General features: G+C 72.3%; 9 protein-coding genes. 3 read left to right on the top strand and 6 right to left on the bottom strand.

Features of this window, described 5'->3' with window-relative positions; all coding sequences use genetic code 11:
- Nucleotides 1-113 precede the first annotated feature (113 nt).
- Both cofD and SROS_RS06625 read left to right on the top strand, forming a co-directional pair.
- Nucleotides 114-1094, top strand: a complete 981-nt coding sequence (gene cofD, locus SROS_RS06630) for a 2-phospho-L-lactate transferase (protein WP_012888120.1) — start codon at nucleotides 114-116, stop codon at nucleotides 1092-1094.
- A complete protein-coding gene (locus SROS_RS06625; protein WP_012888119.1) occupies nucleotides 1091-2410 on the top strand; it encodes a coenzyme F420-0:L-glutamate ligase in 1320 nt (439 codons plus the stop codon). Before cofD ends, SROS_RS06625 begins: the two co-directional genes overlap by 4 nt.
- A gap of 75 nt (nucleotides 2411-2485) precedes the next feature.
- Here SROS_RS06625 and SROS_RS06620 read toward each other — a convergent pair whose 3' ends face one another.
- The 3 genes from SROS_RS06620 to SROS_RS06610 form a co-directional block, all read right to left on the bottom strand.
- A complete protein-coding gene (locus tag SROS_RS06620; RefSeq protein WP_012888118.1) occupies nucleotides 2486-2737 on the bottom strand; it encodes a hypothetical protein in 252 nt (83 codons plus the stop codon).
- Nucleotides 2738-3039: 302 nt separating this feature from the next.
- Nucleotides 3040-4737, bottom strand: a complete 1698-nt coding sequence (locus SROS_RS06615; protein WP_245564578.1) for a substrate-binding and VWA domain-containing protein — start codon at nucleotides 4735-4737, stop codon at nucleotides 3040-3042.
- 134 nt (nucleotides 4738-4871) lie between these two features.
- The gene (locus tag SROS_RS06610) at nucleotides 4872-7475 is read right to left on the bottom strand and encodes a bifunctional FO biosynthesis protein CofGH (protein ID WP_012888116.1); all 2604 of its coding nucleotides are present in this window, start codon (nucleotides 7473-7475) and stop codon (nucleotides 4872-4874) included.
- Between the two features lie 177 nt (nucleotides 7476-7652).
- Between SROS_RS06610 and SROS_RS49320 the strand changes: the two genes are divergently transcribed.
- Nucleotides 7653-7853, top strand: a complete 201-nt coding sequence (locus SROS_RS49320) for a hypothetical protein (RefSeq protein ID WP_148268972.1) — start codon at nucleotides 7653-7655, stop codon at nucleotides 7851-7853.
- Here the strand turns inward: SROS_RS49320 and SROS_RS06605 are convergent.
- Genes SROS_RS06605 through SROS_RS06595 form a run of 3 tightly spaced genes read right to left on the bottom strand, consistent with a single transcriptional unit; the run spans nucleotide 7771 to nucleotide 10947 of the window.
- Entirely contained in the window at nucleotides 7771-8691 is a 921-nt protein-coding gene (locus SROS_RS06605) for a DNA-3-methyladenine glycosylase family protein (protein ID WP_012888115.1), read from the bottom strand. The two genes, SROS_RS49320 and SROS_RS06605, sit on opposite strands and share 83 nt — an antisense overlap.
- 22 nt (nucleotides 8692-8713) lie before the next feature.
- Nucleotides 8714-9808: a mannose-1-phosphate guanylyltransferase gene (gene manB / locus SROS_RS06600; protein WP_012888114.1), complete on the bottom strand. Its 1095-nt coding sequence runs from the start codon at nucleotides 9806-9808 to the stop codon at nucleotides 8714-8716.
- Between the two features lie 17 nt (nucleotides 9809-9825).
- A complete protein-coding gene (locus tag SROS_RS06595) occupies nucleotides 9826-10947 on the bottom strand; it encodes a glycosyltransferase family 4 protein (RefSeq protein WP_012888113.1) in 1122 nt (373 codons plus the stop codon).
- Between the last annotated feature and the right edge of the window lie 35 nt (nucleotides 10948-10982).

Genomic DNA, 10982 nt, shown 5'->3' with positions numbered 1-10982 from the left:
GAGGCAACCCTGCCAGCGAAGACAGTCCGCGTAACGATCAAGACAAGGCGCCGCCCACCCCGGCGGCAGGCCCTTCGGACCGATGCGTCCGAGGCAGTGGAAGACTGGATGGCATGCGCATTGTGTCCCTCGCCGGCGGAATCGGCGGCGCCCGTTTCCTCCGCGGCCTGCTCACCGCGGCCCCCGACTCAGAGATCACCGTCATCGGCAACACCGGTGACGACATCACCCTCTACGGTCTCCAGGTCTGCCCTGACCTGGACACCGTGATGTACACCCTGGGCGGCGGCATCGACGAGGAACAGGGCTGGGGCCGGCAGAAGGAGACCCACGTCGTCAAGGAGGAGCTGGCCGCCTACGGCGTCGAACCGCAGTGGTTCGGCCTTGGGGACCGCGACTTCGCCACCCACATCGTGCGCACCCAGATGCTCAAGGCCGGCTACCCGCTGTCCGCGGTCACCGAGGCGCTGTGCGCTCGCTGGGAGCCGGGCGTGCGGCTGATCCCGATGAGCGACGACCGGACCGAGACCCACGTGGTCATCTCCGACGAGCAGGGCCGACGGGCCGTCCACTTCCAGGAGTGGTGGGTGCGGATGCGCGCCTCCGTCCCGGCCGAGCAGATCATCCTGGTCGGCGCGGACCAGGCCCGTCCGGCCCCCGGCGTGCTGGAGGCCATCGCCGAGGCCGACGTGGTGATCCTGCCGCCGTCCAACCCGGTGGTCAGCATCGGCACGATCCTGCAGATCAAGGGCGTCCGCGAGGCCCTGGAGACCAAGACGGTCGTCGGGGTCTCCCCCATCGTCGGCGGCGCCCCGGTCCGCGGCATGGCCGACGCCTGCCTCACCGCGATCGGCGTGGACACCACCGCCCAGGCGGTCCTGGAGCTGTACGGCTCGCCGCTGGTGAACGGCTGGCTGGTCGCCGAGGAGGACGCCGGGGTCGCCCTCGACGGCGTCCGCGTCCAGGCCCGCCCTCTGATCATGCATGACGTCGAGTCCGCCGCCGCCATCGCCCGCGCCGCCCTCGACCTGGCCACCGAGCTCGCGGCCCGGCCGGGTGGATCCACCGCGCCGCGGGGCGAGGACGCCCCGTGAGCAGGATCCGCCGCAAGCACGACAACCGGGCCGACGCCAGGCTGGAGATCTTCCCCGTCCCCGGGATCCCCGAGGTGCGGGAGGGCGACGACATCGGCGAGCTGATCGCCACGGCCATGCCCGACCTGCGCGACGGCGACATCCTCGTGGTCACCTCGAAGATCTCCAGCAAGGCCGAGGGCCGGGTCCGCCGGGGTGACAGCCGGAACGAGGCGATCGCCGCCGAGACCACGCGGGTCGTCGCCCGCCGGGGCGAGACGGTGATCGCGCAGACCGCGCACGGGTTCGTCATGGCCGCCGCCGGGGTGGACGCCTCCAACACCGAGCCCGGCACCGTCGTGCTGCTGCCCGTCGACCCGGACGCCTCCGCCGCGGCCATCCGGGCGAGCATCCGGGCACGGCTCGGCGTGCCGGTCGGCGTGATCGTCTCCGACACCTTCGGCCGCCCCTGGCGCAACGGCCAGACCGATCTCGCCATCGGCGTGGCGGGCGTGACCCCCGCGCTCGACTACCGGGGCCTGTCCGACGACCACGGAAACGCGCTGGAGGTCACCCTGACCGCGGTCGCCGACGAGTTCGCCGCGGCCGGAGACCTGGTCAAGGGCAAGCTCGCGCAGACTCCGGTGGCGGTGATCCGGGGCATGGCGGAATACACCACCGAGGAGGACGGCCCGGGGATCCGCGAGCTGGTCCGCCAGTCCGAGGACGACATGTTCCGGTACGGCTCGCGCGACGTGGTCTTCGCCCGCAGGACCATCCGCGAGTTCTCCGGCGAGCCGGTGGACGGGGCCAAGGTCCGCCGGGCGGTGGACGCCGCGATCGCCGCCCCCGCCCCGCACCACACGACTCCGTGGCGGTTCGTCCTGCTGGAGTCCGCCGGGATCCGGGAGAAGCTGCTCGACGCCATGCGCGAGGCGTGGATCGCCGACCTGCGCGGCGACGGTTTCTCCGAGGAGTCGATCGCCAGGCGGGTCCGGCGCGGAGACGTGCTGCGCGCCGCGCCGTACCTCGCGGTGCCGTGCCTGGTCATGGACGGCTCGCACACCTACCGCGACGACCGGCGCAACGCGGCCGAGCGGGAGATGTTCGTGGTCGCCACGGGCGCCGGGGTCGAGAACTTCCTGGTCCAGCTCGCGGTGGAAGGGCTGGGCTCGGCCTGGGTCTCCTCCACCATGTTCTGCCGCGACGTGGTCCGCGAGGTGCTCGACCTGCCCCCGGGCTGGGACCCGATGGGCGCCGTGGCGATCGGCCATCCGGCCGCCCCGCCCCGCGACCGCGCGCCCAGGCGGGCGGCCGACTTCATCGTCGTCCGCTAGCGTCCCGGAGCGCCCTACCGGGTGCCGCCGTTCCGCCGGCCGTGCCGCCGGCGGAACGGCGGCCGCGGAGTTCCGTCAGTGCCGGATCGCGTTCGCGACCACCGCGAACAGGATCAGCGCCAGCAGGCCGACCCCGACCATGCCCCGGACCGCCGCCCACGCGGCCGACTTCGCGCCCGGGATCTTCTCCGCCGCCTCGGCCGCCGCCTGGATCGCCTTGCCCCACCCCGACCAGGTGTCCAGCGTCCGCTGGAAACGCCGCCCGACGAAGAACACGACCGTCGCGATCACGACGAGGATCAGGAGCCGACCGTCCGAGCTGCCCATCGGCGCACACCTACCTTGGGGGGAGGAGCAGGGTTTCATCACGGGAGGCCGGCGGGCGGCTACGACAGCCGCGCGATGGCGAACACGATCGTGACGATCACGATGAGCATCAGGATCCGACCGTCTGGAGTGTCCATCGACGCCCTCCGACCCGAGGAAGCAGGATTTCGTCACCAAGAGTAGTCCAATGACTACAGAAATGCCAAGAAGTATCTCCTTCGCCCCTCCACGGGGAACGGCCCGGACGGGCGGGGAACCGTCCGGTCAGGCCGCCGCCCCTCCGGCACGCGGCACAGGCGCGGTCACGGGGCCTTGGGGCACGTGGGGTGGCACAGGCGGCGGGCCAGGGCGGACAGGAAGACCTCGATGATCTCGTTGGGCTCCTGGGCGATGTGCAGGGAGCCGTTGGTGATGCTCGCCACCTGCCCGAGGGCGGCACGGTCCAGGTCGTCGCCGAAGGCCAGCACGACGATCTGGACCGGATGCTCCGGGTCCCACTCGTCTCTGAGCCGCTCCGCCAGTTCGCCGCTAGACAGCCCCTTGCCGTCGTCCCTGCCCGCGGTGATGACGAGCAGGGTGTTGTTCATCGTCTCGTCGTAGGAGTCGGTCACCTCGCGGAACCCGGCGAGGACGGAGTCGTAGAGGGAGCTGGACAGCTTCGGGTCGGCGCGCAGGGTGCGGGTCAGCTCCTCCAGGCGGCTGCGCCGGATGACCTGGCCCCCGTCGGGCTCCAGGATCGGGCCGATCCGTACCCGCTCGCGGTGGTCCCCGCCCTTGGCCGCGGCGAACTCCCACATGCCCATGTGGGTGGAGTTGGGGAAGAGCTGCAGGCCCAGCCTGGCCGCTTCGAGCGCGACGGTGAGCTTGGTCCTGCCCTTCTCCTCCTTGATCGGCCGGGCCATGTGCTTGCCGGTGTCGGCCAGGACCAGGATGTTGGTCGGCGGGGCCAGCCTGCTCCAGGCCTCCAGCGCCTCGTCGATCATCGCGGGCAGGATGGCCGGCCGGGTGCGGGGCGCCTCGGTGGGGATCTCGGGTCCGGGTGAGTACGGCCCCTGGGTGCCGTCCGCCGAGCGGAAGCCCGCCCGCCGTACGGCGTCCTGGGTCTCCGGGGAGCGCAGCCAGGTGGCGAAGGCCCGCGATCCGCTCGCCTTCGTGCTGTCCGCGGAGGTGACCACGTAGGGGTAGTCCAGGTTGATGGTCCCCTCGCGGGGATGGAGCGCGACCACCGGGTCGCCGGACGGCAGGCGGTTGTGCGTCCACACCGACTGCTCGGGGACGATCACCACCGGGCGCTGCCAGAAGGAGCGGTCGTCGACCGCGGCGAGCATGCTCCGGTAGTCGGGCGCCGAACCCGCCTGTGCCCAGCGGACGAACGCGGTGAGCGAGCGGTCGGCCTCCGCCCCGGTGCCGACGACGTCCCTGGCCGCGGCCACCGTGGCGATCCCGGCCCCGGCGAGCGAGGGGTCCGGGACGCGGACCACGTCGGGCTCGTCGGCGTTGGGCCGGATCCGGCCCCGGGTGGTCGCCGGGAAGACCATCCGCCAGTTCATGTCGGTCTTGCCGACCGCGAAGCGCTGGGCCAGGGACTTGCGGGTGGCGAAGACCAGGGGCGAGGTGGCCATCACGGTCTCGGTGCCCGCCAGGTTCCCGGCGCCCTGCTTGCGCGCGAGCCGGATCCAGGCCGAGGAGTCGGTGATCCAGCCGTCGGGGCGCTCACTGAGCACCCCGGCGGTGCCGCCGATCAGGGTGCGCAGCACGGTGGCGGGCGGCTGCTCCATGACCTGGACCAGCACGCACCGGCCGTCGACGCCGGTCCCGCTCCGGTTGAACCGGCCTGCGGCCTCCATGACGGTCGGCGCGATGTCCACCGCGGCGGCGACGCCGACCAGCACCGGGTCCCGGGGTGAGCACCGGCCGTCCGCCGGGCCGAGCGCCAGGACCAGGCTCCCGGTCAGGGCGACCGCGACCGCGACCGCCGCCAGCGACAGACGCAGATGCACCTGCCGCCGGCGCCTCTCGGCGCCGGCGGCCACACGGTGTCGACCGGAAGAGGGCACGCGGGGACCTCTCGCTTCAGGGAAATAACGATTGTCCCAATGAACCCCTTACGGCGCGCAAGTCAATAGAGGACTTGTTATCGGCGCCCCAGCGGCACGAAGTTGCGCACACTTTGACAAACTCCGTCGCTCGCCGCGGCGGCGGCCAGCCGATCCTCGTCCGGCACGCCGTAGGAGGTGGTCCGTTGCCGGAGCGGCCGGCCGGTCGGGGCGACCATCGCCGCGATGTCGCTGATCGTCTTGAAGGAGCCGTTCTCCGACCCCGCCATCCGGCTGATCGTCTCCTCCATCAGCGTGCCGCCGAGGTCGTTGACCCCGCCCTGGAGCACCTCGCGGCACAGGCCGTCCTGGAGCTTCACCCAGGAGCACTGGATGTTCTTGATGGCGCCGTGCAGGAGGATGCGGGCCAGCGCGTGCACGGCCCGGTTCTCCCGCGCCGTCGGTCCGGGCCTGGCGATCCCGGCCAGGTAGATGGGCGCGCTGTGGTGGACGAACGGCAGCAGCACGAACTCGGAGAACCCGCCGGTCTCCTCCTGGATGCGGCGGATCAGCCGGATGTGCTGGACCCAGTGGGCGTGGTTGTCCACGTGGCCGTACATCATCGTGGAGGTCGTCGGGATGCCGACCCGGTGCGCGGTGGAGATGACCTCCACCCACTCCCTGGTGGGCAGCTTGCCCTTGGTCAGCACCCAGCGCACGTCGTCGTCGAGGATCTCGGCCGCGGTCCCGGGGAGCGAGTCGACGCCCGCCTCCTTGGCCGCGACCAGCCAGTCCTCGATGGACAGGTTCGTACGGCTGGCGCCGTTGATGACCTCCATCGGGGAGAAGGCGTGGACGTGCATCTCCGGCACCCGGGCCTTGACCGCCCTGGCGATGTCGAAGTAGGCGCTGCCGGGCATGTCCGGGTGGATACCGCCCTGCATGCACACCTCGGTCGCCCCCGCCTGCCACCCCTCCCAGGCCCGGTCGGCGACCTGCTCCAGGCTCAGGGTGTAGGCGTCGGCGTCGGTACGGCGCTGCGCGAAGGCACAGAACCGGCAGCCGGTGTAGCAGACGTTGGTGAAGTTGATGTTCCGGTTCACCACGTAGGTCACCTCGTCGCCGACCGCCTCCCTGCGGAGGTCGTCGGCGATCCGGCACAGCTCCTCCAGCGCCACGTCGTCGGCCCCCACGCCGTTGTGGTCACCGGCGACGTCGAGGAGGGTGAGCGCCTGCGCGTCGGTCAGCCGGGCCGGGTCGTCGGCGGCCTGCCGCAACGCCTCCCTGACCTCCCCGAGCCGGACGGCGGGCTCCCCGGCCGGCGCGGGGGCCGGGAGCCGCTCCCTGAGGGCCTCCCAGTCGCCGTAGACGTTGTCGAAGTCGTCGCGGCGGTCGTTGGTGCGGCCCTCGGTGTCGACGGCCGTGTGCAGGTCTGTGCGGCCCAGGGAGACGAAGCCGCCGTCCGGCTCCTGCCAGGGGCGGCCGGCGAGGACGGCGTCCTCGCGGGCGAGGCCCGTCTCCGGGTCGGCCAGGGCGGCCACGTGCGCGTCGAGCCGGGGGTCGAGCCAGGGCTCACCGGCCAGCACGTATTCGGGGTAGATGGTCAGCCGCTCGCGCAGGGCGAACCCGGCGGCGGCGGTGCGGACGGCGAGGTCGTCGATCTGGGGCCAGGGGCGCTCGGGGTTGACGTGGTCGGGCGTCAGCGGGGAGACCCCGCCCCAGTCGTCGATCCCGGCCCTGATCATCAGCTCGTACTCGGAGTCGACCAGGTTCGGCGGCGCCTGCACCCGCATCCTGGGCCCCAGCACCAGCCGGGTCACCGCGATCGTGGCGGCCAGCTCCTGCAGGTCCGCGTCCGGCATGCCGCGCATCGCGGTGTCCGGCTTGGCGCGGAAGTTCTGAACGATGATCTCCTGGAGCCCGCCGTACTCGCGCGCCACCCTGCGCAGCGCGAACAGCGACTCGGCCCGGTCCTCGACGGTCTCGCCGATGCCGATGAGGATGCCGCTGGTGAACGGCACGTTGGTCCGTCCCGCGTCCTCCAGCACGCGCAGCCGTACCGCGGGGTCCTTGTCCGGCGATCCGTAGTGCGGCTGTCCCTTCTCCTCGAACAGCCGCCGCGAGGTCGTCTCCAGCATCATGCCCATCGACGGCGCGACGGGCTTGAGACGCTGCAGGTCCTGCCAGGTCATGACCCCGGGGTTCAGGTGCGGCAGCAGGCCGGTCTCCTCCAGCACCCGGATGGCCATCGCGCGGACGTAGGACAGCGTGTCGTCGTAGCCGTGGGCGTGCAGCCACTCGCGGGCCTGGGGCCAGCGGTCCTCCGGCCGGTCGCCCAGGGTGAACAGCGCCTCCTTGCACCCCATGGCCGCGCCCTGCCGGGCGATCTCCAGCACCTCGTCGGGGCTGAGATACATGCTCTCCAGCTTGTGGGGGGCGGTGGCGAACGTGCAGTACCCGCATCGGTCGCGACAGAGCCTGGTGAGCGGGATGAAGACCTTACGGCTGTAGGTGATGATCCCTTGCCGTCCGACGGCCTCCAGCCCCGCGTCCCTCACCCGTCCGGCGTGCCCGAGCAGGGTGTCGAGGTGGGCGTCTCTGGCGTGCAGCAGAACGGCGGCTTCGGTCAGGTCGAGAGCTTTTCCGTCGCGGGCGCGGGCCAGTGCCCGGCGCATCGCTGTATCGGTGGGGTTCACGCTCATGAGCGCACATTACGGCGCGCCGCCAAGTCAACCGGAGGCGGGTACCGGATCACGGGACGAGACACTTCAGCACTGCTAAAGAGTGCAGTCAAGTAAATCTCGATGGACGTAAATGATTGCAGGCGCATATATTTGAGTCATCCCACCGGACCTCCTTCGAAACCTCAGGAGCCGAAAATGATCTGGTTTCTCCTCGCCTTCGCCGCGGCCGCCGTCCTCGCCCCGCTGATCGGGGCGGACAGCCGCGACAGCCGCGACTGGCGGACCGTCGAGCCCTTCCCCGACTTCGACGGGGTCAGAACGAGCGGTAGTCGCGAGCTGCTGTCCTCGGTCCCCGAGCGGGCGGCCGCGCACCGCCCAGCTTCAGCAGCCTGCTGACCCGGTGCCGGTGCCCCCGGTAGGGCGCGAGCAGCCGCAGCATCTCCGCGTCGTCGGCCTTCCTGCCGGTCAGCGACCAGCCGACCAGCGACGCCAGGTGATAGTCGCCCACCGAGATCGCGTCCGCGTCACCGTGCGACCGCTGCCGTACCTCGGCGGAGGTCCACACCCCGATCCCCGGCAGCGCCCGCAGCAGCCGATCCGCGTCGGCGCTGTCCCCGGCCGCCTCCAGCTTCGCCGCGTGCCACGCGGCGTTCACGACGGTCCGCGCCCGTACGGCCTCCGTCCCCGCCCGGTGCCAGTCCCATGGCGGGATCGACCGCCACGCCTCGGGCTCGGGGAAGACCCTCATCCCCTCGGGCGCGGGTCCCGGTGCGGGCTCGCCGTACCGGCCGAGCAGCCACCGCCACGCCCGCCAGGCCTCACCGGTCACGACCTTCTGTTCGAGCACGGCGGGCACCAGGGCCTCCAGCACCCGGAAGGTCCGCCCGACCCGGAGCCCGCCGTAACGCCTGGCCGCGTCGCGGATCGTGTCGTGCTCGGGGACGAACCCCGAGAGGTCGTCGTCCACGCCGAGCATCGCCGGGAGCGTCTCCAGCAGCCACTCGGCGCCCGGCCCCCAGGCGGCGCCGTCGACATGACCGCCCCGGGCGAGCACCCGTAACGTGCCGGGACCGTCCGGCGTCCGCGAGGTCCGCCAGATCGCCCCGTCGGGCGTCTTCCGCCAGGCCGGGTCACCGCCCCCGCGCCGGTGCGGGCCGAGGGTCAGCTCAAGGTCGAGCGGCCCCTCCGAACGCCACCGCCGCTCCCTCGCCGCATCCCGCGCGAGCACTGTCATCCCACCCGTGCGCCGTAGGGGATCAGACGTCGCTGGAGAATCGGACGGCGCACTCGGGGAGCACGACACCGGGCCAGACGCGGCTGCCCGCCATGAGCTCGTTGCCCGGACCCACGATCGCGCCGTCGCCGATGACGACGTCGCGCAGGACCGCTCCGGAGGCGACGCGGGCGCCGATGCCGACCACCGAGTCGGTCACGGCCGCCCCCGAGTGGATCACGCAGTCGTCGCCGAGCACGCTGCCGGAGACCTGGGCGCCGGACTCCACGACCGCGCGGGCGCCGACCGCCGTGCCACCGTCGACCTTGGCCTCGGTCGAGACCTTCGCACCGGGCAGCGCGAGGAACTCGCCGGGAGGGCCGGGCAGCGCGGGCGAGGCGAGGCGGCCCAGGACCAGGTCGCGGGAGCCCTTGATGAACGCCGCGGGCGTGCCCACGTCGAGCCAGTAGGAGGCGTCGGCGTAGCCGAGCACCAGGGCACCGGACTCGATCAGGCCGGGGAAGGTCTCGCGCTCGACCGAGACGACCTCCCCGGCCGGGATCGAGTCGATCACCGAGCGGGTGAAGACGTAGCAGCCGGCGTTGATCCGGTTGGTGACCGGGTTCGGGGTCTTCTCCAGGAAGGCGGTCACCCGTCCCGCGTCGTCGGTCGGCACGCAGCCGAAGCGCGTGGGGTCCTCCACCTCGGTCAGGTGCAGGGTGACGGCGGCCTGCCGGGCGACGTGCCGGGCCACCTGGTCGCCGATGTCGTGGCCGGACAGGATGTCGCCGTTGAGCACCAGCACCGGCGCGTCGGGATCGCAGGTCAGCGCCTCGGCGGCGTTGCGGATGGCGCCGCCGGTGCCGAGCGGCGTCTCCTCGGTCATGTATTCGAGCGAGAGCCCGAACGCCGAGCCGTCCCCGAACGCCTCGGAGAACATCTCCGCCCGGTAGGAGGTGGCGAACACGATGCGCCGCACGCCGAACGAGCGGGCCCGCGCGAGCTGGTGGGCAAGGAAGGGAACCCCCGCGGTGGGCAGCAGCGGCTTGGGGGTGCCGAGCGTCAGCGGACGCAGGCGCGTCCCCTGTCCTCCGACAAGGAGAATCGCCTCAAGTTCCGGCAAAGGGGTCTCCATCATCCCGTGAGGTTAACCCACTATTCGACAGCACGTTGATACGAGACCAGGTGGGCCTCAGCCGAGGCTTCCCAGGTGAACTCCCTGGAGCGGGTCAGGCCGGCCGCGGACAGGGCCTCGCGGCGCTCCCGCGAGGCCAGCAGCGCGCGGAGCGCGTCGGCGATGCTGGCGTCGTCGGGCTCGGTGTAGGCGACCGCGTCCCCTCCCACCTCGGGCAGCGAGGTGCGGTGCGTGGTGAGCACCGGCGCGCCGCAGGCCATGGCCTCCAGCACCGGGAGCCCGAACCCCTCGCCGCGCGAGGGGAAGGCCGCCACGAGCGCGCCGCCGAGGAACCCGGACAGGTCGCCGAAGGCCAGGTAGCCGGGGCGGAGCACCTTCACGGTGGAAGGCACCTCCCCGACCGCCGCGTCCACATCGGCGTCGCGGAGGCCACCGGCCAGCACCAGGGCGGGCGGGTCGGGCAGGTCCTGGACGGCCCGGACGAAGCCGCGGATCAGGTTGGGGATGTTCTTGCGCGGCTCCAGCGGGCCCAGGAAGGCGACGTAGGGGGCACCGTGCAGGCCGAGCCGGTCGGCGGCGTGCCGGACCTCCCGCTCGGACGGCCGGTGGAACAGCGCCGGGTCCACCCCGTGATAGGCCACGTCGATCCGGGTGGGGTCGGCGGCGAGCACCCGGATCAGCTCGTCCCTGGTCGCCTTGGAGGGCACGATCACCCTGGAGGCGTGCCGGACCGCCGTGCGGGTCGCCGAGCGGAAGAAGGAGGCCTTGACCTCGCTGTGCTGCGAGGGCTCGGTGAACCAGGTGACGTCGTGCACGGTCACCACGGTCGGCAGGCCGGAGCGGAGCGGCATCGAGTAGTAGGGGGCGTGGATCACCTCGGCGCCGGTCTGCTGGGCGAGGACGGGGAGCCCGGTCTGCTCCCAGGCGAGCCGGGCGGCCCGGTTGGAGATCCCGAGCGGGCCGGACAGGATCCGGGCGGAGGGCGCGAGCGCGGCGTACCGTTCGGCGTCGGCCCGCTGGCACACGACCGCCAGGTCGGCACCGGCCCTGTCCAGCGCGGCGACGAGTCCGTCGACATACCTGATCAACGCACCGCGATCGGCCGGGACGGCGGCCGCGTCGACGAGCACTCGGGGCGTCAAGAAGGATCGCTCCCCTCAAGGACCACGCGGGACGG

This window comes from Streptosporangium roseum DSM 43021, assembly GCF_000024865.1.
Classification (GTDB): Bacteria; Actinomycetota; Actinomycetes; order Streptosporangiales; family Streptosporangiaceae; genus Streptosporangium; species Streptosporangium roseum.
This window is presented reverse-complemented; position numbering and strand designations above follow the sequence as displayed.